The sequence below is a fragment of the Emticicia sp. TH156 genome, from assembly GCF_002855535.1.
In the GTDB taxonomy this organism is placed as follows: domain Bacteria; phylum Bacteroidota; class Bacteroidia; order Cytophagales; family Spirosomataceae; genus Emticicia; species Emticicia fluvialis.
The window spans coordinates 139,865-163,706 of record NZ_PKRS01000003.1 but is presented as its reverse complement, the minus strand read 5'-3'; the positions used below and the strand labels follow the sequence as shown (position 1 = coordinate 163,706).

Sequence of the window (23,842 nt, the reverse complement as noted above, 5' to 3'; positions counted from 1 at the left end):
ATTTATTTGAATCGTTTGTCATTTTGCATTGCCCTTGAGTCTTTCGTCCAGGTTCCCCTCATTGAAATAAGGATTGGACTGACTGCTGGAAGACATATTTTGCGTCATGCGGTTGACTGTATTGCCCATGGCATCCATTGCCATGCCTGCACCTGCTGTAGCAGTATGGACCATACTTCTTGAGGTGCTTCCAAACAAACTGGTTATTTTGTGAGTCAATGCGCTGCCGCCACTGGCATGAACAATATAATTGGCCACAGATGGCACCGTGAAGTAGCCGACAATCCCGATGATTAAAAAGATTAAGTAGGCCATATCTGTTCGACTGAAAAACGTATCACCGGTTTGGTTAATCTGAACCAGATCCAGTTTGAGCATATTTTCCTGAATTTTGCCGATGATGCCTCCAAATATATTAGCTACCGGAAGCCAAAGAAAAATGTTGATATAGCGGGCAATCCATACCGTCAGTGTATGCTGGAAGCCATCAAATACTGAAATACCGAATACCAGAGGCCCTAGTATTGCCAAAACAATCATCTGAAAAGTCCGGAGTGTATTGATGCACAAAGCAGCTGCTTCAAATAGTACCCTAAGTACCTCACTCATCCATTCCTTAACGGAGTTCCGAAAGTTGTATGAAGCTTTGGCCATTGAGAATTTGATGTCGTTTCCGATGCTTTCAAAGATGCCCTCTCCGGAAGGACTGGCGCCTTCATGCGTGTACTTATACCACCTGTCCCTGTCGCCCTGCCCACTTTCACCCACATACATTTGCCAGGTGCTGGTTTTCTTAATGGCTTCTTCCTTCTTTTTCAGCAGTAATTCTATGGCCTTATTTGAACCTTTTACCATCGCTGCGGTAGCCGTTACCGTGGGTTTCATGACTCCGTTGATTAAGGCCAGTATAGATGGAAAAATCATGATAGAGAAGCCGATTACAAATGGCCGAAACAAGGGGTAGAAATCTATTTGTTCCGCATTAGCAATATGTCTCCATATTCTCGAAGCGATATACCAGGTAGCTGCAAAACCCGCGATAGACTGGCCTACACGAATGAGTTTGCCGCAAAGCGGCATCATTTCCTGATAGAGTTGGTCCAGTACGGCATGCAAGCCGTTCATTTCATTGGCCAGTCCCTGAGCTTGACTTACAAAGGGCCATATCAACCCCACTGCTGCCATCCAGACAGCCCTCTTCCACTTTGCCATCCTATTATTTTTTTAATTGTTTATACCATAGATATGCCGAATAGTATTTACATCATTCTTTTCCTTGGCTCTTTGTACAGCCAATAGGGTAGTATTTCGATTGAACTGACGAAGGAATACGAGTTTATCAGCCATATCTTCAAATATCCGATCAATGGCTTTCAGGCGTTCATCGTCACTCATTCGCATTTTGCCTGCTGTCACGACAGCCGTTAGTTCATCCAGATTCCGAAGACTTTGCTTTAATAGGTTAGTATAAATACTATTGATATAAGTCAGTTCTTCTTGGGTGAAATGATTATCCTGCTGGAAACGGCCGAAGGCTGCCTTATATTCTCGAACAAGGCTGATTTGAAAATCAATAATGTCTGTCGCTCGCTTATATTTTCGGACGGTTGGGCTGACCGCCAGCAATCCGTCCAAAAATGCCTTATGAATCTTAAAATTCCTCTGAGCGATATTAATCACCGTATTGTAACCACCGGTAAGTATTTCATAACCCTGTTTCATCTGCTTGAGAATTGAACGGAATTGTCTGAGTTTTTCCAGGTTCAATAATAGCTGGGCAATTTCTGTTTCCTGAGCAAAGGCCTTTTGCAAGGGTATGCCAGCTAAAATAAACACCAGAGATATCATAACCACGATTCTTTTCATGTTAGTCAATTATTTACGCCATGCAGGGCACGGCTGGTTATAACTTCATTTTTCTTTTGAAGGCGATCGACCGCCATTGCTTTTGCTTCACCGGAAAAACTTTGTGAAAAAGTATAATTATCCTGCATATGCAAAAATAACCTATCGATCCTCTCTATACGTTCATCGTCTTTCATGGTCAGCTTTCCGTTAACAGTCACGGTAATCAACTCATCCAGAATCATCTCACAATTATCAAGTAAGCGGCCAAATACCTGTCGGGTATAATTGAGTTCTGTTGTTGAAAAAGCGTCACTCGTCCTAAGCGCTGCAAGCAATTGATTATACACCTGCATGATTTTTCTCTGTAATTCAATTGTTTCTCTTACCCGCACATACCGTTTAACTTCGGGATTTACGGTTTGAAGAGATTGAAAGAAGGTATCATGCAGCTTAAATTCTCCATGCTTAAAGGAACTGACGATGTTCAGGCCGTCCTTGGCAATCTTGTATCCTTTTTTGAGAAATTCCAGGTATACCTGATTAGCCGCAATTTGTTGAATCAGGTATTCGGTTTGCGTTTTCTTTTGATTGATCCATTCTTTTACAATCTGTGCATTAGCTATTGATACCATGTTAAAAAGTATCAATATGAATATTGTCATTGTTTTCATGGTGAGTTATTATTTTTAGTGCTACTCAGTTGAATTAGGGAAGTCCGTAGAGTTTTTTAATTGCCTCTACATCATATTGTGTTTTGGCTCTCTGCAGACTCAAAAGCTTGTTTTGCTGATTAAATAATTTCAATGCGTCATAATTTTTTTCCACTTGGTCTGCCGCATGATTGATGATTTCCAGTCGTTTGGCATCTGCCATTTGGGTAGTAAATGATTTGATTATCAGATTAATCCGGTTAATGTTTTTAAGGCTTTCTTCCAGAATACCTGCATACACCTTTGCCATATATTCCAATTCGGATGCAGTAAAATTTTTATCCTGTTTGAAAAGCCCCCAGGCATGATTGTATTCTTGCACGAGCCTTACCTGTTTTTGGGTGATGTCCCTGATACGCTGGTAATAAGCAATAATGGATTTTACTTTTGTCAGCTCTTCATAATATTTTCTGTATTGTTCTTTTTGTTTTTCCGTCCAGTCAGCAATTTCCTTCAGCTTCATTTTAGAAAGTATGTTTTCCAGTTCTTTCTGGGCATTCTGAAGCCAGATGGTTTTGTTTTGGAGCCGTTGCAGCATCAGATCAACGGCCTTGATGACTTTCACGACAGCCGCCTTAATTATTTTCGCGATGGCGGCAGGTATAGCCGCCTGTGTTTGCCCAACTGGTGCTAATGTCAGACTCAAACAAAGCGACAGGGTTAGCATTTTTATGTATTTCCTCATTTTTTTATTGTTTAACTGTTTCTCATGTCTTGCGCCATCGCTTTAATCCCCTTACGGATATCTCCACCGAATTGATTGACATATTCCATCAGTTTCATCTTCTCTGTTTGCTCTGTGGTATAGGCCAGATATTCTTCTATACTCACTTCCGTTCGGTACACTTTACTCACCATTCCCCCCAGGCTAATGAAGACCTCTTTATATTTTTTAGTAGGATCATTGGCTTTATTGACTGACAGAATCAGCGCCTTCTCCTTTTCAGTTAATCCCAAAAGTTCCTGAATCTGGTCGAACTTATTCTGATACTTGCTTTGGTCGAGCAAAATCTTGCAGTCGGAATTGTTTATGATCGCCTGCTTAACCACAGGAGAAGAAATGATATCTTCAACTTCTTGTGTAACCACAATGGCTTCACCGAAGAATTTACGGACCGTTTTAAATAAGTATTTGATGTATTCTGCAAAGCCCTCTTTCATCAATGCTTTCCAAGCCTCTTCAATTAATATCATTTTACGGATTCCCTTCATTTTCCGCATTTTATTGATGAAAACCTCCATGATGATAATGGTTACCACAGGAAAAAGTATTGGATGATCCTTGATATTATCCAGTTCAAAGACAATGAAGCGTTCCTGTAACAGGTCCAAGTTTTCTGCTGCATTCAACAGGTAGTCAAACTCTCCACCAGCATAATAGGGCCTGAGCACATACAAGAAATTGTCCACATCAAAGTCCTTTTCCTTGACTTTATCTTGACTCAGCACAGGGACGTACTTATCCCGCAGAAAATCATAGAAGGTATTAAAACAAGGAAAGCAGGTGTCGTGTTTTTTCAAATAATCATAATATCCGGCAATGGCATTGGACAAGGCGACATATTCCGAACGTTTGAAGACCTCATCGTCCTTCTTCCAAAGTGCGAGTAAAAGCGTTTTGATACTTTCTTTTTTTTCAGTATCCAAACTGTCTCCTTCACCAATAAAGAATGGGTTAAAGCGAATCGGCTTTTCTTCAGAATAGGTAAAGTAGTAGCCGCTCACCATATCACACAGACCTTTATAAGAATGTCCCACATCTACCAGCACAATATGAGTGCCTTGTTCATAATAGCTCCTGACCATATGATTGGTGAAAAAGGATTTACCGCTGCCCGAAGGGCCTAAGATGAATTTATTCCGATTGGTACAGATGCCCATTTTCATGGGCTCATCACTGATGTCCACATGTACTGGTTTACCAGTTAACCGATCACCCATGCGGATACCTACGGGACTTAATGAAGAACGATAGCCTGTTTCCAGATTCAGAAAACAGGTGGCCTGTTCTCCAAACGTATCAAACGTGTCGTTCAACGGAAAATCGGCGGCATTCCCTGGAATACCTGCCCAGAAAATCTGAGGGGCGCCAATGGTTTCTAATTTGGCAATGGCATCCATTTGAGCCAGGGCTGAAGAGACCATATTCTTCAGGTTTTTCAGTTCATCTTTTTCCCTTGACCAGACTAATACGTTAAAATGTGCCTTCACAGGTAGCCTTTGCTGACTGATGGCTTCATTCAGAAAATCATTGGTGGCATCTCTGGCTATCAGGTTTTCACGGCTGTAGGCAGCCAGAGATTGCAGCCGCAAACGCTTGCTTTCTAATTTCTGGATGGTCTTCTGGGCGTCCTCAATAAAAATATACTGGTTGTAGATATGATTGCAGGGCAGTAATTGGCCAAGGGCAGAAGCAAACCCAACGCTAAACTTGGTTCGGTCAGTTGAATACCGGTCATAGTTGATACGGCTGCCGCAGAGGGCAGGTAAGTCTGCGGCATCACCTAAGGTATATAACTGACAATGCTGGTCACCTATCTGTAAGCCATCCTGAAAGCTGATATCTTTCATGATAAAAATTTCTGGTTTTTCAGACAGAAAACAGTACTTTTCAATCAGACCGAGTTTACGCCTCTGACTTGTCAGGTCTTTTTCTTTCAGACGATGGAGTTTTACAAATCCACTGTCTTCCAGAATTCTTTTGAACTGTCCTGTGCTATCCAGAAAGTCCTGAAGCAATTGAGGCGTGAGCGTTTCCTCAGGCACAATGCTCTTTTTCAACAAGCTGGAAAAGAGAGAACTGGCTGGTTTTCTTCCCGTCGGTTTTTTGGTCAGCATGAGGTAGCAGCTATGATCCAGGAAAGGGCGCTCATTAAAGAAGTGTTCACTGCTTCGGCTCAAAAAACTGGTGTCTTCTTTGGTAAAATCAGGACTGTGTTTACTTTCCAGGAACCAATCCTGTTTATGGAAAACGGTAAATAGCGGCAACACTTTAATGGCCTTCACCCAAGTCTGATGAAAGGTCTCATATTCCTGATCGGAAAGCGTAAAGATTTCCGGTAGTTCAGCCTTAAAGACCACCGTTACATCCCCCAGCTTACTTAGAATGCAGTCGTTTTCTACATCCATAATAGGTAAAATATCTTCCAGCGCTCTTTCCATCTCTCTTCTATTTTACAATTGGTACAGTTAATTTTCAACGCTTTATTTGTCGGTTTTTTTTAGAAAAACTTTACGACTCTTACATCTGATGGATGCAGGTACTTGTTTGCGTGCCAATGCTTTCATCAGACCATATTCACCATATTTACTGCTCATACCATAAATCTGGATAACTAATGCTGCTCCCGCTACGCCAATAATTCCCACACATAGCAGAGAGGGAATGCCAATGAAATACAGGATGGCGAAGATGATCAGTAAGATTACCAATCCCCCACCCAGATACCAGATGTATTGGGCTTTTAATCCTTTGAATTCAATGCTTTGGTTAATTCCCTTGTTGATTTGATAAATACTGTTGGCCATGGCTTTTCATTTTATAATCTCATTCTGCTTTTTACATGTTGTACCTCCACGGGCTTCGGCAGGATTTCCTGCATTACCGGATGCCCATTTTTATTTACCTGACCGTTCAGCAGCACCACCTCATGGGTATGCCGGGTGGTCTCACTCACTTTATCATTTGTCGGTTCCTGCTGTTTTTGGAGTTGGTTCTCCTGTATTTTGATGGCAATTTGTCTTTCCAGGCTTGCCAGTTCGGTTTTCATGTTCTGCAATTCCTTTTCAGAAGGGAAGGCCTTCTGCGTAAGCTGCTGCAGCTTGGGTATTTCATCTTCCATTTCACGAATGGTTCGGGTATATTTTTCTTTTAGTCCATCTACGCGGTCTATTGCATTCAGGAAGTGCCTGGCTGCCAGTTTAGGATTGTCGGTATTCGGCATACCGTTATTATAGGTATATCTGATACCATTATCGCCTTTGGAAGCATAAAAGCTGTTGGAATAACGGAACTCATATAATCCGTTTTCTTCATAGGCCTCACGCTGCCGGCGGATAAACAAGTCAAATCCATATAAGCTGCCGATTCTTTGTTCTCCTACTTCTTCAGTTTTGGGTTTCCAGCCGGTATATAAATCAATAATAAATTTACCAATAGCCTCATTATCGGTGCTGTTTAGACCACTCAAAATAATGGCGTTAACCTTAATGCCTTCTTTATCATATTGAAGCTGTATTTTGTATAGGCTTTCATCAGATGATAATTTTTCAAGGGTTTTTAAGACGGTAATCTTTTCACTTTGAAGATTTTCCAACTGATAACGACTTCTGGTTATTTCGCGAAAATGAGCCACCTTCAGACTTTCCATGACAGCTATTTTCTTTTCCAGCTTGCTTTTTTCAAGCAATGAAGTGTCGCCGGAAAGGATGGCAATGTATTCAGAGAAGTTCATGCCGCTTTTCTCGTCTACAGCCCCCTCATCAATGGTACGCACGTTCAGCTCACAGTTTTTCATTTGCGAAATGAAAGTCTGCTTGTTTTTTAGGAGGTTAAACTTGTAATTATCCAATGATTGTTCCACTGCATAAATAAAGTTCTGTACCTGATTGGCGTAATGCGTCTTGGCCACCTGATTCCCCTGTCTGGCTCCTCGACCGTTCCTTTGTTCCAATTCGGAAGGTTTCCACGGTATATCCAGATGATGCATTGCTACCACCCGCTGCTGCACATTCAGCCCGGTTCCGGCCTTTTCTGTACTCCCTAAGAGGATACGGATTTCACCCCGATTCATCTTCCGGAAAAGTTCAGGCTTACTCTTATCCGACCAGTCGTGGATGTAGGTGATATGGTTTGCCGGAATGGCAAAATCCCTTACCAGTTTTTCCTTTAATGCATCGTAGATATTGAATACTCCGGCTTTAGGAGTACCAATATCTGAAAAAACGATTTGCGTACCCTTGTGAGGAAGCGTTTGCCGGTATATCTCTGCTACTTTCCGGGCACAGGAATTGACTTTGTTGTCGGGATGGTCAGAGTACTTAAATTCATTAATCAGACGCATATCAGCCGCCATTTTCTTGGCATAGTTCGTGGCAATCAGCATCCGGCCTTTATCCTCTTCTTGTGTTAACCTACCACGACCAATCAATTCGCCATCACCGGTTTTAGCAAACTGCATAAGGTCCTTGATAAATTCACTTTGTTCAGGCGTGGGTTTGATATTTACAAGAGTCTCTTTAAGTTCCGGTTTATCCAGGCTGATATGTCTGGCAGTCTTATAATCCGTAACCTCATTATAGAACAAGGCGAGCTCCGGAACTTTAATAAAATGCCTGAACCGCTCTTTGGCAATGATCTCATTGGTGACACTGAATTCAAAGTCGGTAGTCTTTCTGGCAAAGACAGCAGCCCAGCCGTCAAAATTCTCAATTTTTTGGCGCTCCATTTCCTTGGGCCGCAGGTACTTAAACAAAAGGTACATTTCCGTAAGACTGTTGGAAATCGGCGTACCGGAAAGAAAGGTTACACAAAGATCCGTATTGAACTTCTCCTGCAGGGTCCGGACAGCAAATAACAGATTAAGAGCCTTCTGACTGCCTTCCAAGTTTCCTAGTCCAGCCACCCGGTTATGTCTCGTAGTGAAGGTGAGGTTCTTAAACTTATGGGATTCATCCACAAAAAGATGGTCAATACCCATATCTTTAAAGTTGATTCCCTGATCTTTCTTCTCTTCTATATCTTTTAAAAGACCTTTGAGTTTGCCTTCCAGATTATTCTGCCGAATTTCCAGGCCTTTAAGCATCTTTTTGGAAATCTCTCCGCCTAATTCATGCACCGTCTCCAAATCACGCTTTACATGGTCAAGTTCCGTCTGGAAAATTTCCTTTTGTATGTCAGCAGACTGAGGGATTTTTCCAAATTGATCATGGGTAAGGATAATACAGTCCCAATTATTATTCTTGATTTCATGGAAAAGTCTTAACCTTTTTTCAGGAGTAAAATCCATTTCTCCGGGCGCCAGTATTTTCGCTTGAGGATAGGCCTTCCGGTAGGTTTCAGCGATTTGGTTTACATTGGCTTTTAAGGCCAGAATCATAGGTTTATGTACTATCCCCAACCTTTTCATTTCCTGAGCAGAAGCAATCATGGTGAGCGTTTTTCCCAAGCCAACTTCATGGTCGATCAAAGCCCCACGATTTTGAAGGATTCTCCATAAGGCATTTTTCTGAGAGCTATACAAATCTTCTATTCCTAAGGCTTTTTTGTCAAGGCCGGGGAAACTCAGATGACTACCGTCATACTGCCGCAGCACGTAGCAGTTGAATGTATCATTGTAAAGGTTTTCAATATGTTTTTTGTCCGAATCAGGCAGCTCTTTCAGCCAATCAATAAAGCCGTTCCTCATCAGCTCGATTTTCTGATGAGCCAGTTGGATGGCTTCATTATCAGGTACACGGATGGTTTTCCCCTCTCCGATAGATACCTCATAAGTAAAAAAAGGAGTAGTGTTTTCCAGGGCATTCTCAAGTAAAGTATACCCATAGGTCGTCCGTCCGTTTCTGGGTGTTATGGCAAATTCCCGGTCCACTTTCGTATTATGTCCGGTGCTTACTTTAAAACTATCCAATGACTGGAAATAACTTATTTCTGTCGGCAGTTCGAATAACTGCTGAGCAAAGCCCTCATAATACCTGATTGGAATCCACCGCTCCCCCAAATTAAAATCCAGTAATTCAAAAGGGATTCTTTCAGGCTGCACTTTGCTGATCGCATCCAGACTCCTTTGAAATTGAGTATTTTCCGGTTGGATTTCGAAAGCCTGTTCTGCCTGTCTTAGTTTTTCAACGACATTCCCGCTCAGATACTGGTCTGCCGTTTCCCAGACATGGGAAACAGGATTCAGGTAAATATGATGATTCAAACGGTTGATGGTTTCTTTTTCATCCAAGTTCATGGCAGCCCCGATAAATGCCATATCCACCTTACCCGTATCATTCAGACTATGCGCCAGGGCCTCAACCGGGTCTTCTGTTGTAAAGTGTCCCTTGTGCTGAAGGATAGAATCAGTCAGTATATCCGCTTTGACAAAGCGTTCTCCTTCCCTGCGTTCCAGAGAAGACAGAAGGGTCATACCGAAAGCGGAATCTTCCAATATCCGTCTACGGTTTTCGGGAAAATTCAGAAGACCATATCTGGAAATAAACAGGTCATAGGTTTTATTCAGATCAGATCTTTCCGTTTTATTAAGCGCAATACCTGACAATTCCTTTTCAGATAAATCCAGATAACGATCTCTTAAGGCAATATAATCCTCATAAAACACCTTATCTGATTGCATTGGTAGTTCTTTGAATGATGCTTGCTTCAATGCATGGTCCCATTTCTCAATTCTACCTATTCTGCCCTGGTGAAGCACCAAAGTTTCTTCTTTATAAAAGGGTTTTATGGCCTGAAAGGGTACCTGATGCTGGTTTTCAAAACTGAAATATTGGCTCAGGGTCTGATCTCCTTCATGTTTAAAATGATGACCGAATTCATTAAGCTTTCTGTTCAAGGCCGAGAGTTCGTGTCCTAACAACCGGCCATCCATCCAGTTGGCTGAAAGCGGTTGTAATTCTTTTGCATTGCCATATAGTTTATATAAAAAGAAGTGGCTATTCTGACGTTTGGCAGATAGCAGTACAACTGTCTCATGTCCGGGGTTATCTGCCGTACGAATGGTACCAATCAATCGGGCTGTGTTTTTCTGAATTACTGTCTCATCCAGTGAATTGATATAAGCCATGGCCCGATTCAGGTTTTCAACCGGAGCCGTATCAAACAGACCTAATTGCAGTGAAATCTTTTCTTCTTTATTCTCCGGCATAGGCAGATAGCTTAGCATTTTACCGGAAGTTACCTTGATTAATTCTTTCGGCTTATTGGCTTTTTGATACAAGTTTCTATTGAAATTTTTCTCAAAGCCGTCCTGGATTATGACTTTAAGCTGGCTTCCAATAGCGGCTATGTCTCCATGCTGCCATATGGTTTCATGGGCTTTCCCAAATTGATTTCTACCTTGCTTTATTTCATTGCCTGTAATTATTTCTGGATGATTGCCGACGTAAAGATTTTGTGTATAGCTGCCAAACTGGTTTTTGAGCTGCTCCACTTCAATAAGCAATTGCTCATTGTGTGTAAGCTGTCCCTTGTTCTCATTTTTTTGGACAATCAGCAAATGCGAAGGCGCTTCTGTATTACCGGTATCCTTCATCAGGTTATCCGGCAGTACTGCCAAGCTTACAAAATCTGCCCGGGCAAAAAGGTATTCTCTGGCTGTTTTGTTGGAGGCTCCGTTCAGAAAGGCATCTGTTGTAAGATATGCCATTAATCCGCCATCGGCCAATTTATCGAGTCCTTTTACAAAAAAGTAATTGTGTATTTTGCCCGAAAGGGCTTTATCCGGGAAGGCTTTATCATATACTGAAAAATTTCCGAATGGGATATTGCTTACCACAAGGTCATAACTCCTGTTATCATCCGTTGGACTTTCTTCCAGCCCGCTGATATGCGTTTTTACAGATAGGGGAAGACTATTGTTAATCGCACTCAGAACCATGCCGCTTAGTTGATCCTTTTCCACAGCAGTTATCTGCTCCAGTTCCGGATAGACCTTTACCGCTTCAGTAATGAATATTCCTGCTCCGGCCGAGGGTTCGTATAAGCGTTTGGGTGAAACACCTTGCGATTGCAAAACATCATATAAGGTTTTTGGAACGATTTCAGGAGTATAGAAAGCTGTTAAGACACTGTTGCGCAGCGAATGGATTATTGCCTTGTATTCCTGCTCTATGAAATTTTCTTTCAGCAGATCATGAAGTGCCAGTATGCCGCTGCGCACCTTCAAGTCCTCTTTTGTAGCACCCATTGAAAGCCATTGCTCCGATGAATCGTAAGGGTATAATATGGACTTGATACCGCCGAAGCCTGAATACCTTTGCAATTCCGGAATATTGGATTCCGACAATGAGTCACCATTCCTATGAGCGATAGCCAGGCGTATGGCCCGGATATTGTCGTTTAATTTATGGGAAATATTATAAGCCATCTTCTCACATATTCATTCTGCCCCTTATTCTTCTTAGCTTACTACGACAGCCCCTGTCAATTCAGGTAGCCGTGAATCTGTCCGATAACGGCATATCGGATATGCCGGTTGTCTTCGTTTTCCTCGCTGAATTCTAATTCATCCAATAGTTCTTTACATGCTTCGACCATGTTGTTAATCTCGAATGTTAAGATTCCTGTCTGAAGCAGACGTGTATACTCCGTTTGGAAATCCTCTTCCAGAACCGAACGGATGTATATATACCGCGAGGGTCTCAGGTCATTGGTTAACTCACTCAGACATTGCTCTTCAATCACATAGCTTGGATTGCTGTCCATCAGCAATTGATTAATCAGCGGTCCGATACCACTCACTTTTTCTTCCAGATAGGAACTGACCGACTGATTTTCCTGGAGTTTGAACTGAAAGTCAGGATTGTTGTGGACGATATACGTCCACAACTTTTCTTTTAAGACTTCTTCCATGACTGCCGTTTTTATACGCCAAAAAATGATTGGATTACTGTAGCCACCACTACCAGAAATACACAACTGCCAAACCAGGCAGCGGCGACCTTACCAGTATCCTGATCACCTGAATTCCATTTCTGATAAACTTTTACAGCCCCAATCAAACCTAACAGGGCGCCTACTGCATACATCAGATTGGTACCGGCCTCAAAATAACTACGCACTTTGGTATTGGCTTCTTCAATACCTGCCACACCATCCTGAGCCATTGCTTGAGACCTGCTGGCGACAAGAGCCACAGCCGTGCCAAGGGTGAATAAGGATTTACTAATTAACCTTTTTGTTCTTCTTCTGCACATTTCCATAACAACACATCTATTAAAAGTTTGAAATAATCAGGTTGATAAAATAGCGGGGGATCTATGCCGTCACAGAACCCTTTTTTCATACCCCACATTGCCCTTACGCACAAAGGACGGACGGGAAGTAACCCCCGCAAGCTCTCATGATACTGCCTCATTCCAGAGCAGATCTACTTCTTGTTCAGTAAGTGTTAAGGAACCGTATTTTTCACATTCCGATACAATGAACTCATTGACGGAGCTACGGAATAGAGAGGTTTTTATAGTAGGATATTCCTGGAGTAACAAACGCAGATAGTTTTTAAGCTCCTGTGGGATATACTTTTTAATAGTAGCATGTTGAATGGTTTCTTTGAGGCGTGAAATCAGCTCTTCTACTTCAGCGAACTCATCCTCACCTGTGCGCTCAAAGGGATAATCCTGATGGTTATTGGATGAAGAGGGTATTATAAAATTATCTTCATCCACTTCAGCAACTTGATTGTTCAATCTCAGTTTCCTTTTGCCGGTAACCAAGTCTTTGAGCTCAACGGCATAATACCGGAACCCGATAATGACATAATAGACAATTAATGTGATGGAGACTGCCATAAGGTAGTCTTGCCATGAAATGTTAGTAAACATACGCTTCACAGTTTTCTTTCTCCTCATTCCAACTCCGCCTCATCGTCGGGTTGTTTACTTCAAGTTTCGGTAGCAAAGTAAAAGCAGGAAACGAATCTCTACAAGTACAAGTTTTTGTTGTACCTCATTTTGTATCCTTGTACCTATTAGCTAGATAGGAATTAATAGGCTTTTATGAAAGGAAGTATTTGGAATTTTCAATAGGGGAGTTATTGTTCGTTTATAAATCTGACTAATAGTTGTATATCTATAATTATAGACCAACCATTATTATTGATTTATAAGATGATTTGTATGGAAGTCGTAATATTTAAATTAATTAATTGCCTATTTTCTAAAGTAAGGACTTGATTTTCAAGCTAGAATTGATAAGATTTGTGAACTTTTTTAGTCACAGCAAAAGTTGTTTTGGGTTCATCGGGGGACAGATTTGTTCCCCTTTGCCTTTAAAGTAGGTATGTGTTTACTTGGTAGTATTTTATAACCACAAATGATTCAAAATCTTTTATTAGAGAAATCTAAAGTGTCTTTCCACGTTGCTAAATTCTACTATTTGTTATTTTCATTTGAGAGTAAATACTATTGAGCAGTTGGAGTAATATCTCTAAGTCAATAGACAATTTGGTAATTAGTTCTAGGAGCTTTTTTACTTTCCAAGAATGATGTGATTTTTGTAATTATACTGAATAAGAAGATTTATGTTAGTAAAATTTATTAGACTATCTTTCCTACTTCACATTCATACCCGCTTCAGTTTTATAAAAAGTTTAGTTATTAAATTGTTTTTATCCTTTTTTATAATCAAAAATACAACATTATTGCTTAGCAAATTTTTGCCGGAAAATAAATTTACCTGACAAAGTTTTGAATTCATGCCTTTTTCTTACACCTTTGTGGGAGTATGGATTCTATTAGTTTTGTAAATATTGTTAAAAGCACTTTTGCTGGGTATAAAGTCTTTAAATCTAAAGACTTAGTATCTCTCATTGAAACTTATTATCCTGCTATTTCTGAGAAAACCATTGCCTGGAAAATAAATCAGTTAAAAAATGATGGATTTATCTTTCAAGTAGGCCGGGGTCTTTATTCATTACGTTTTTTGCCGGAGTTTGAGCCTAAATTAAGTCTTAAAACCAAGCGCTTTATTGGCAGAATTGATAAGACAAAGTACACAAATATGGTTGTCTGGGATACAGCTGTATTCGAGAACATTTTGAATCAATCATTTGATAAATTCTGGATATTTATCTTGCTCCCAAAACAAGACTTAGAAACACTTTTTGCTGATTTACAACAATTAAGTAAGCCTGTTTTTCTAAATCCTGACCTTGCCACTATTACACGTTATGTCTTATCACAACCAGAGTCAGTAATATTATTACCTGCCATTTCACAGATGCCAAGTATTCAGTTAACTGATTACTCAACACTTAGTATTGAGACAACTCTTATAAATACCTGGATTGACTTTGATCGATACTTTCAAGCCTTTGAGCTTGATTTAAGTTCCCTATTTAAATTATCATTTCAACAATACAATATAAACCGCAGCAAAATGCTTCGCTACGCAGCTCGCCGTGAAAAACGTGAAAGCATTGAAAAATACATAAATGAATTAACCCTATGAGAGAAGAAACTATAGAGCAGGAAGATATTGCCTTGGAAGATAACCAAGTAATGTGTCTATTAACTAATATTCCCAGAACAGCTACTAGTCAGGAAAAAAACCTTCAGTCAATCATTAGAATGTTGAATGAGGAATATGGTTTTGAATTAGCTAATATGAAAAGAGATATAAAAGTAGAAGGCTATGACGAAAACGATAAAAAAGTTAAGTTTAAAACTGACCTGGTAATATATGAACCTAATGTTGAACCCACACAGGAAAACATTATTCGGGTATGTATTGTGCAGGATGAGAAAACTAAAGAAAATGATTCAAAAAAGGGGCTTGTTGCTACCTTACAACCTGCTTTGCTGGCATCTGGTTGCAAGTTTGGCTTATGGACTAACGGCACACAAATACATTATCTTCAACAAAAAGTTGATGACTTTGATAATATAGAATTTATCGATTTATCTGACTTTCCGGGTGAGGGCGAAAGTCTTGAAGACCTTGACCGTGAAGATCGGTCAGCTCCACGTAAGCCCGCTAATGATTCGTTGATTAAGGTTTTTAGGCGTAGCCATGATTATATCTATGGCAACGAAGGCCGTAAAAAAGATGCTTTCTGGCAATTGCTAAATCTTATTTTTTGTAAGATTTATGATGAGAAACGGCGTTTTGATGCCTCTGTTTCTTACCGTCGTAAATTTTATGTAGGGGTAACAGAGCTGAACACCGAAGGAGGTCGCCACGCCATTGCCGAACGCATTAAAGGTATTTTCCAGGAATTGAAAGAGAAGCCCATATACAGGGAAGTATTTGATGGTTCAGAACAAATCGGGCTAACCGATAAAGGAGTTGCTATTATTGCAGCCGAGCTGGCAAAATATTCTTTTCTTGATGCTACGATTGATGTAAAAGGTGTTGCTTACGAAACTATTGTATCAACTACGCTTAAACAAGAAGCCGGGCAGTTTTTTACGCCTCGCAATATTATTAAGGCAATGGTTGAGATGCTGAACCCGCAAGAGCATGAACGGGTACTTGACCCTGCCTGTGGATCTGGTGGTTTTCTGGTCATGGTGCTCGACCATGTGCGTAAACAAATAGCTCAGGAGCTATACCCTAACCTTAGTGGTATTGTATTAACTGATAAGCTAAATACCCCTGAAGTAAACGAGCGTGTAAAGCAATTTGCAGAAAACTGCATTTTTGGCTTTGATTTCGACCCCGACCTTAAAAAGGCCGCTCGAATGAATATGGTAATGGCAGGCGATGGACACGCCAATATTTTTCATGTAAATTCACTGGCCTACCCTAACTGGGAACACCCCGCTGAAATTGAAAAAATAAAATTAGCGATTGATCAGAGCCTTGAGACGTTAGCTGACGAACAAGGTAAATTTAATGCTAACGATGCCCGTGGCAAATTTGATGTGATTTTTACAAACCCACCTTTTGGAGCCAAAGTAAAAGTAGAGCGTGAAATTGCTCAGAGATACGAGCTTGCGAAATATAGCGATGCTCCTGAAGTATTGTTTATTGAGGCATGCAACAATTACTTAAAACCTCACGGACGAATGGCGATTGTGCTACCAGATGGAATTTTAGGGAACCCTAATACCCTAAAAGTACGTGAGTGGATACTAGATAGATTCAGGATTCTAGCCTCGGTTGATTTGGCCGTAGAGGCATTCTTACCGCAGGTAGGTGTGCAGGCCTCTTTGTTATTTTTACAGAAAAAAACCACCGAAGAGCGCCAACTGGCTGATGAAATAGAGGAAGACTACGAGGTATTTATGGCCATTGCCGAAAAACTGGGCAAAGACCGCCGTGGCAATCAAATTCACCTGCGTGATGAAGACGGTGCTGAACTAAACTTTGATGAAAACATTGAATATCTAGGCAGAGATAAAACTGTAAAAACACGCACCGAAAAACGCAAACGGCTTGATGACGATTTACCGCTCATAGCCCAAGCCTATAAGGATTTTTTAACTCAAGGTAAGTAATAAGATGAAGGTTTTAAAAACAAAAAGCAAATGGTTTAGTGAAAGTGACCTCCGCTTAGATGCTTCTTTTCATTTGAGTGAGGGGCGGTTGGCTAAACTTGATATTTCAAAATGCCCGTATCAAATAGATAGTCTAGGCAAATTAGCGAACAGAATTTTTTACGGTGGCCGTGCTAAAAGGATTTATGTTGATAATTATGAAAAAGGAATTCCGTTTATGGGAAGCTCCGACATGCTTAAATCGAGTCTTACGGGACTAAAATATATTTCTCTTAAATATACCAAAAATTTAGACGATTTTCTTTTACAAAAAGATTGGATTTTAGTTTCGAGGTCTGGCACAGTTGGCAATACAGTTTACACCAATGATGATTTTGTTGGAAAGGCTGCAAGTGAGCATATAATACGGATTGTACCAAATTCAAAGCTTTATTCTGGTTATCTATATGCCTTCTTGACGTCTAAATATGGATATTCTTTAATGACTCAAGGGACATTTGGAGCAGTAATTCAACATATTGAACCTGATTTTCTAAAAAACCTTCCGATTCCTCTGTTGCCAGAAGAAAAGCAAAAAGAAATACACCAACTCATTGTTGATGCCGCCCAACTTCGTGTAGAGGCTAATAGGTTGTTGGACGAGGCAGATAAGCTATTTTTACAGTTGTTAAATATTAGTGATTCAGAATTAAAAGAATTATCAAGTACGAAGGAAAAGACCGTCAGTAATACCTTTACATTCAACTTTAATGCTCTTTCCCCATTTACATTAAGAGGCAGAAATTATAGCCCACGAAAAAACAGAATAATAGAAATTTTAAAAAGCAACAAGTGGGATAGACTTTCAGAGGTGTTAGAGTATTTACCACATTATGGTGCCAGATTTAAAAGGATTGAATCTAACTCCATAAATTCAGTTGAATTATTATCACAAGGTGATATATTTGATTTAAAACCTAACGGCAGAAGAATTTCTACTAAAAATATCAATAATCTTGAAAAAGAAATAGTCAAAAAAGGAACAATATTGATTCCTGCGCAGGGTACTCTGGGTGAAAATGAAATTTTCGGAAGGGCAAAATTAGTATGGGGGTATCTTGAAGAAAAACTGGTTGCGGGTCATGCTTTAAGATTTGTCACTAATGAAACTAAAATTGGATGCGGCTATCTTTACTGTGTTTTAAGTTCTGGGCTTTGGTTTCGTATTTTAAGAAATACAGTGTATGGCACAAATCTACTGGGTTTTATCATTGAGCTTATTAAAGACTATCCAATACCAAGATTTTCAACAAATGAAGAATATTTAATAGATAGTAAGGTAAAAACAGCCTATCAGAATTTAACAAATGCCTTACAAAAAGAAACCAAAGCCATTCAGCAAATTGAAAATGAAATAGCATCATGGCAAGTGTCATAAAACCACCTTATTTCGAGTCGGTTGTTAATGAAGGTGAGCAACGTTTGCTCAATTATTTGGAGGTACACCTTCCGAATGATTACTACCTTATACCTAATATTGAGCTTGCCTCTACTAATCCGCACAATCAGAAAACCCAATATTGGGAATATGACCTGGTAGTAGTGGCGCCACATGCTATTTATCATATCGAAAATAAAGACTGGCGAGGACGTATAGAGGGTGACGATAATTACTGGTATATTAATGATAAAGAAAAGCCTAACCCACTCAAAGTAGGCAGGCAAAAAACAGCCATTTTAGCATCGAAACTGAAAGAGCACAATCGCCATTGGGGTCGCGCGTGGGTACAAAACCTGGTTACGCTATCATATCCTAATAGTAGCCAACCCATATTAAGCCATGAAGCTAGTAAAGTAACCTTCAGGCTTGATAGTCGCCTGAAACAATACCTGACAGACCCTACTTATGTGGGCAAGCAGACTGATGAAATAGTAGCTTTACAAGAAGAAATCAAAGATTATCTGATAGGCAAACAAAGCCGCAAGACTCCCGACCAAAAAAGAGAAGTGGTGGGCTATGAAATTATGGAGGTACGCAGTCAGGATAAATACTGTACGGAGTACTTAGTAAAATCAAGTTTTGTGGGTTCGCCCATCAAGCGAATCGTGAAAGAATATTATCTACAGGTAGCTGGCATGAGTCTACCCGAGAGAGAAAAATGGGAGTTACGTATATCGAATGGTCGGAGTGCTTTAGAAAAGCTCAGGGGTAATCCTTTTGTTGTAAAAGTAGAATACCAGATTGACAATGAAAATCATCTTTTCTACGAAATCTCTGATTTCATGGAAGAGCAATCATTGGCGGCACTGGCTCAAAACAAAACCTTTACACTTGCTGAACGGCTTAATATTATTCAGAATCTTTGCTCAGCACTTAGAGCTGCCCATCAGGAAAAGGTATTCCATAGGGACATCAACCCTCATAATATATATATGAGTGGTGGCTATGCCTATTTAGGCAATTTTGGCAAAGCCTATTTCCTTGACCACGAAGAGCAAGGTTATACGGTTCATCCATCGATAACAGAAGAGAATGCCACCGCTTATCATCCACTGGAAATGGTCCGTAAAGATGCCTCAGAGGCATCAGATATTTACTCATTGGCTGTGCTTATCTACTGGTTGTTTGTTGGCGAAACACCCATCGTAAGCCCATTCGAGCTCAACAAATTAGGGGGTACACTACCCGCTGACCGCTTTCCAACAGCCAAAAATGCAGCCTTACCTAAATGGCTTGATGAATTATGCGAAAAAACAATCATTGTAGATTTTACCAAACGTCTGCAAAGCATTGAAGCCTTAGAGGCATTGATAAATAAAGAAAAGAAAGAAGAACCCCAACAAAAACCACCTGCCTTAACTTCAACAAAAATCAAAGAGGGAGACCGCGAAGGCGATTATACATTCTACAATCTCTTAGGCAGAGGGGGCTATTCAGAAGTTTACAAAGTAAAGCATAGTCTACAGGGAAAAGACTATGCTATGAAAGTTTTTAATGAAAGCGTAAATGCCAGAACGGTAATTGATGAGTATGAGGCTCTAAAAGGACTAAATCACCCAAATATTGTCAAATTTATTTGGAATGGTACGAGAGATAATGGCCAGTTTTATACCCTGATGGAATATCTTGAGGGCGAAAATATAAGCAATTATGTAAGAACCGAAGCCAGCTTACCACTATATCGGATTTATGAATTAGCTGAAGAAATTCTTACGGCTTTGGTTTATATGCAAGCGCAGGAAAATCCTGTTTTGCACCGGGATATTAAGCCCCAAAACATCATCTGGATTGAGAATCAACGCTTTGTACTGATTGATTTCAATGTAGCTTCACTTACAGAGGAAAAAAATAATGAAATAGTTGGGACTATTAGATATATTGCTCCAGACTTATTAGACACCAGAAAGGTTGATTGGGACTTATCAGCAGATACATTTTCTTTAGGTATTACCCTATATGAGTTAGTTTGTAAACAGTATCCTTGGTTACCACATAAAATGCCTATCTCCACGGCATCGCCTAACGACCCACAAAGTATAAATTCAAAAATTTCAAAAGCATTCTCCGAGTTTTTACTGAAATCAATTGGTTTTTATAAAGAAAATCGCTTTGCCAATGCTCAATTGATGCTTAGTGCCTTGCAGCAAATTGGCAAAGATGGTATATTAGCTGAACAGCAAATAGTACCATTAGCTATTGATTCTTCTACCTTAGAATTAAGTACATTATCTGTCGTAGATTATGTCAACTCCCTATACAGTCAGTCAAGATTTGGCAATGCAGGCACAAGAGCATCGGCGTCAACAGTTCAAACGGATAATAGATTATATGATAAACTAACTTATACGCCCACTAAGCTTGATAAAAAACTTATCCCAGCCATTACTGATGGTAAGTTTAAGTTAGTAATTATTACAGGTAACGCCGGTGATGGTAAAACAGCATTTATACAAAAAATTGAAGAAGACGATAAAATAAGTAATCTACAACGTTTTACTCATCGCAATGGCTCATCGTTTATACTTAATGGAGTTCGGTATGAAACCAATTATGACGGCTCACAAGATCAGGAAAACAGTATTAATGACGATGTTTTAAATGAGTTTTTTAGCCCCTTCCGCGAAAACGCCAACTATCAATCTGCCAATGAAGGCCGGATTGTTGCCATCAACGAAGGGCGGTTAGTAGAGTTTCTGCAAACCTCAAAAGACTTCAAGCATTTGGACAAACTAATTGATGAATACTTTTATAATGAGGGCCACACAATACTGCCGACAGGTATAATGATTATTAATCTGAATCTTCGGTCAGTAGTAGCTTCATCAGAGACCGAACCGAGTTTATTCAGAGAGCAAATCAGAAGCCTGACCCAAAAAACACTTTGGAATAAATGCGATGCCTGCGCATTGGCAAATAAGTGTTTTATTAAATACAATGTCGATTCATTCAATGATTCGGCAGCGGGCGAGGTAGTAATTTCACGTATGGAGTTTTTGTTAAAAACAGTCAGCCTGAAACGTGAATTACATATCACCATGCGCGATTTACGCTCATTGATAGCCTTTATGCTCACACGTAATTTTAATTGTGATTCAATCGAAGAATTACTACAAAAGTATGCAGACGAGCTACCAAAAATCTGGGAGTATTATTATTTTAATATTAGTAATCCTTCAAGCGCAGATGGAGGAGAAAAAGATCGTCTGATTAAATTACTGAGAGAAACAGATATTGGTGAAGTATCAATTCCCAACCTTGATCGTGAATTGTTCTTTGCTCCACATAAAGCCCAGCATTTTTTAGAGTTTGCAGAGCGTTCACAGAACTTAATTGAGGAGTTTAACACTGTAAAAAACTGGAGGCCTACCTATGAGCAACAAGAAGCAGTGGAGTTGCATCGGATAAAATCTATTCAAAAAAGCTTTATCAGACACCAATATTTTGAAGGCAAACTTGAAAAATTAATAATTGATGGGCAAGAAGTACCTGCATATATGCAAAGAATTCCATATCATTCGGCATTTCAGTTTGTGAATATATTTCAACACGGATTGCAGACTGAGCAAATAAAACAAAACATATCAAAGGCGATTTCAATCAATGAAGGCTGTGATAATGATACCATCGATTCCTCATATCTGGTGCTAGCATCTTCAGAAATAAAAGATACGCAGGGTAATTCTTATCGTTTGTTTAGCTTGAATGATTTCGAGCTATTTATCAAACCAACAGATCATTTGGTTCACTATCTGGAGTATATGCCAGATAGCATGATTTTCAGGCATAAAACAGAAAAACATATACAACTGACTATTTCATTAGATTTGTTTGAAATGCTTTATTTTATCCAGAAAGGCTATAGCCCATCATTAAATGATTTGAAGGGTAGTTTTATGGAATTAATAATTTTCAAAAATCTTCTGGAAAACCTTCAATTTGATGAATTGGTAGTAAGCAAAGACAACCGTAAATTCTTCAAAATCAGCAAAAAGCAAAAGCTCAAATTAGTGATTGAACCTATGATGGCCCAATTATGAATCTAAAACTAACATCTAAAGAAAGCATCTTCAGAAATGAGTTAATTTTTGCTGTAGATGCCAAGTCTATCAATATTGATAGTACCATGGTAAATCTCTATATGCTTCTGAAAAACAATGGTACTCGCCCAAAACTGGTTCGTTCTGGTAATAATAGAAATGATACTGAAATAAATATAGAGAAAATAAAACAATACTTAATAGGTTTAGAAAAGGATGGAACAATAGAAGGTATAAGCCAAAATCCGGAAGCAGTAGAGGTCTGGATTCGGAATAATTTAGTAAATCTGATTTTTAGGGGTAACCCGGATAAAGAAAAAGTATCTTCATTACGCCCAATACATATTGAAAGCTATAGAGTACGTAATGCTAAACAGACCCGGGACTATAACTCTGCCGACCAGGTATACTTAATGCTGGGACAAAACCCTAAAGTAAAGCAAGACCTTATAAATTTTCTTCGCGCAGGGTTTGATAAGGATACAAACGAAATATTAGAATCGAACGATTTAGATGTAGATAGTTTAGGTCTTTTACAAATTATTCGAAAAGTAACAAAAGATTTTGTAGAGAGCCAATCAGGTTTGAATGTGGTCAAACCTTTACTTACTGCACAAGCTGAAAAATTTTGTGATGACATTCGTAAGCTATTGGTTTATCAAAATTCAATTCCAAGAAATGTTCTTATTGATTATATTAAAACACTGATTTCATTTCATCTGGCACTCTATTTCCAAAAGTTAGTACACTTATTACCCAGAATAGTAGAGAATAGTAGCTTAAATGTAGAAGATAATTGGTGTATTGTGGTAGATATAACCGATAATTTTGATAGTAGAATAGCCAGTTTAGCTATGCGTGATGTTGAATATTTTTTAAATTCAATGTACGATTACATTAAAGCTACATTTCAGATAAATTCGGCTTTGTCGTATCTTAATCTAGACAGAAACAACTCCAGTTATATTGACGAAGCCTTAAATGTACTCAAAACTAAAGGAGATGGGTTTGAAAAATTCTTCCAAATAAAGTATCAGGAGGTGCATCAGGCAAAGGACGAAAGAGGTAGAAAACATAATGATGAAGAAAAACAAATGGCTGAGGATTACAAAAAAGCGATTGAAGACAATACACAATATGAATCCAGCTTTTTTGATAAATATATTCAGCTTTTAGTTTCGTCTGACCGGGGCAATTATCAGTATAAATATAGTAGAGAGTTGTTTGATAATATTTGTCAGAAAAATAAAGAAAGGGGTTTTTTGGCTCAAGGTAGAAGCCGTAAACATCCGCGAAGATTTGTCTTAGGTTCAAGACTTTTGGAAACCCTCATACAAATACTGGTATTAGAAGCTACTCCAACAGGCTTTCAAAGTAGAAGTTTATCCATTGAAGAGCTTATAGGTGCACTAAGAGATCAATATGGACTAATAATCAATGGTTTAAATGAGGATAGATTTAAAGATGCAGATGTAAATACTCATTTAGCATTCAAAGAAAATGTTGAGGCTTTAAAACAAAAACTAAGGCTTATAGGCTTTTATAATGACTTAAGTGATGCTTATATTCTGCAAAAAATAAGACCACGTTATCCTAAAAATTAA

At 39.3% G+C, this 23,842-nt stretch carries 15 protein-coding genes; 5 read left to right on the top strand and 10 right to left on the bottom strand.

The annotated features are described in order from the left end of the window. Positions 1–18: 18 nt before the first annotated feature. The 10 genes from traJ to C0V77_RS07000 all read right to left on the bottom strand — a co-directional run bounded on the left by traJ (position 19) and on the right by C0V77_RS07000 (position 13,103). Positions 19–1,212, bottom strand: coding sequence for a conjugative transposon protein TraJ (gene traJ, locus C0V77_RS07045; protein WP_101725645.1), 1,194 nt, complete (start codon positions 1,210–1,212; stop codon positions 19–21). Positions 1,213–1,224: 12 nt separating this feature from the next. Continuing rightward, complete coding sequence (locus tag C0V77_RS07040; protein ID WP_101725644.1) at positions 1,225–1,866, bottom strand: hypothetical protein; 642 nt, start codon at positions 1,864–1,866, stop codon at positions 1,225–1,227. Between the two features lie 5 nt (positions 1,867–1,871). After that, positions 1,872–2,519, bottom strand: coding sequence for a hypothetical protein (locus C0V77_RS07035; RefSeq protein WP_216824409.1), 648 nt, complete (start codon positions 2,517–2,519; stop codon positions 1,872–1,874). A gap of 34 nt (positions 2,520–2,553) precedes the next feature. Then, on the bottom strand, positions 2,554–3,243 hold the full coding sequence (locus C0V77_RS07030; protein WP_101725642.1) for a conjugal transfer protein TraI: 690 nt from the start codon (positions 3,241–3,243) through the stop codon (positions 2,554–2,556). Between the two features lie 11 nt (positions 3,244–3,254). After that, positions 3,255–5,720 carry a TraG family conjugative transposon ATPase gene (locus tag C0V77_RS07025; protein ID WP_101725641.1) on the bottom strand — a complete coding sequence of 822 codons (2,466 nt, stop codon included), beginning with the start codon at positions 5,718–5,720 and terminating at the stop codon, positions 3,255–3,257. Between the two features lie 42 nt (positions 5,721–5,762). Next, complete coding sequence (locus tag C0V77_RS07020; protein ID WP_101725640.1) at positions 5,763–6,086, bottom strand: DUF4133 domain-containing protein; 324 nt, start codon at positions 6,084–6,086, stop codon at positions 5,763–5,765. Between the two features lie 11 nt (positions 6,087–6,097). Then, positions 6,098–11,647, bottom strand: coding sequence for a helicase-related protein (locus C0V77_RS07015; protein ID WP_101725639.1), 5,550 nt, complete (start codon positions 11,645–11,647; stop codon positions 6,098–6,100). Between the two features lie 56 nt (positions 11,648–11,703). Then, positions 11,704–12,108: a hypothetical protein gene (locus C0V77_RS07010; RefSeq protein ID WP_216824408.1), complete on the bottom strand. Its 405-nt coding sequence runs from the start codon at positions 12,106–12,108 to the stop codon at positions 11,704–11,706. A gap of 35 nt (positions 12,109–12,143) precedes the next feature. Further along, on the bottom strand, positions 12,144–12,476 hold the full coding sequence (locus tag C0V77_RS07005) for a DUF4134 domain-containing protein (RefSeq protein ID WP_173830533.1): 333 nt from the start codon (positions 12,474–12,476) through the stop codon (positions 12,144–12,146). Positions 12,477–12,620: 144 nt separating this feature from the next. Continuing rightward, a complete protein-coding gene (locus C0V77_RS07000; protein ID WP_143706026.1) occupies positions 12,621–13,103 on the bottom strand; it encodes a hypothetical protein in 483 nt (160 codons plus the stop codon). 901 nt (positions 13,104–14,004) lie between these two features. Between C0V77_RS07000 and C0V77_RS06995 the strand changes: the two genes are divergently transcribed. The 5 genes from C0V77_RS06995 to mads7 are packed head-to-tail and all read left to right on the top strand — an operon-like array spanning position 14,005 to position 23,842. Then, positions 14,005–14,730, top strand: a complete 726-nt coding sequence (locus C0V77_RS06995) for a DUF6577 family protein (RefSeq protein WP_101725635.1) — start codon at positions 14,005–14,007, stop codon at positions 14,728–14,730. Continuing rightward, positions 14,727–16,721: a methylation-associated defense system DNA methyltransferase MAD2 gene (gene mads2 / locus C0V77_RS06990; RefSeq protein ID WP_101725634.1), complete on the top strand. Its 1,995-nt coding sequence runs from the start codon at positions 14,727–14,729 to the stop codon at positions 16,719–16,721. Before C0V77_RS06995 ends, mads2 begins: the two co-directional genes overlap by 4 nt. A 4-nt stretch (positions 16,722–16,725) precedes the next feature. Then, positions 16,726–18,138: a methylation-associated defense system restriction endonuclease subunit S MAD5 gene (mads5, locus tag C0V77_RS06985; RefSeq protein ID WP_101725633.1), complete on the top strand. Its 1,413-nt coding sequence runs from the start codon at positions 16,726–16,728 to the stop codon at positions 18,136–18,138. Continuing rightward, positions 18,123–22,238, top strand: a complete 4,116-nt coding sequence (mads6, locus tag C0V77_RS06980; RefSeq protein WP_101725632.1) for a methylation-associated defense system protein kinase MAD6 — start codon at positions 18,123–18,125, stop codon at positions 22,236–22,238. Before mads5 ends, mads6 begins: the two co-directional genes overlap by 16 nt. Further along, a complete protein-coding gene (gene mads7 / locus C0V77_RS06975) occupies positions 22,235–23,842 on the top strand; it encodes a methylation-associated defense system protein MAD7 (RefSeq protein WP_101725631.1) in 1,608 nt (535 codons plus the stop codon). The genes mads6 and mads7 overlap by 4 nt, the downstream gene beginning before the upstream one ends.

Bases quoted from the DNA above. Each gene is read 5' to 3' on its own strand.
- C0V77_RS07015 (WP_101725639.1), bottom strand. From the start codon at position 11,647: ATGGCTTATAATATTTCCCATAAATTAAACGACAATATCCGGGCCATA.
- traJ (WP_101725645.1), bottom strand. From the start codon at position 1,212: ATGGCAAAGTGGAAGAGGGCTGTCTGGATGGCAGCAGTGGGGTTGATA.
- C0V77_RS07035 (WP_216824409.1), bottom strand. From the start codon at position 2,519: ATGAAAACAATGACAATATTCATATTGATACTTTTTAACATGGTATCA.
- C0V77_RS07030 (WP_101725642.1), bottom strand. From the start codon at position 3,243: ATGAGGAAATACATAAAAATGCTAACCCTGTCGCTTTGTTTGAGTCTG.
- C0V77_RS07020 (WP_101725640.1), bottom strand. From the start codon at position 6,086: ATGGCCAACAGTATTTATCAAATCAACAAGGGAATTAACCAAAGCATT.
- C0V77_RS07005 (WP_173830533.1), bottom strand. From the start codon at position 12,476: ATGTGCAGAAGAAGAACAAAAAGGTTAATTAGTAAATCCTTATTCACC.
- mads7 (WP_101725631.1), top strand. From the start codon at position 22,235: ATGAATCTAAAACTAACATCTAAAGAAAGCATCTTCAGAAATGAGTTA.
- C0V77_RS07000 (WP_143706026.1), bottom strand. From the start codon at position 13,103: ATGTTTACTAACATTTCATGGCAAGACTACCTTATGGCAGTCTCCATC.
- mads5 (WP_101725633.1), top strand. From the start codon at position 16,726: ATGAAGGTTTTAAAAACAAAAAGCAAATGGTTTAGTGAAAGTGACCTC.
- C0V77_RS06995 (WP_101725635.1), top strand. From the start codon at position 14,005: ATGGATTCTATTAGTTTTGTAAATATTGTTAAAAGCACTTTTGCTGGG.
- C0V77_RS07040 (WP_101725644.1), bottom strand. From the start codon at position 1,866: ATGAAAAGAATCGTGGTTATGATATCTCTGGTGTTTATTTTAGCTGGC.
- mads2 (WP_101725634.1), top strand. From the start codon at position 14,727: ATGAGAGAAGAAACTATAGAGCAGGAAGATATTGCCTTGGAAGATAAC.
- C0V77_RS07025 (WP_101725641.1), bottom strand. From the start codon at position 5,720: ATGGAAAGAGCGCTGGAAGATATTTTACCTATTATGGATGTAGAAAAC.
- mads6 (WP_101725632.1), top strand. From the start codon at position 18,123: ATGGCAAGTGTCATAAAACCACCTTATTTCGAGTCGGTTGTTAATGAA.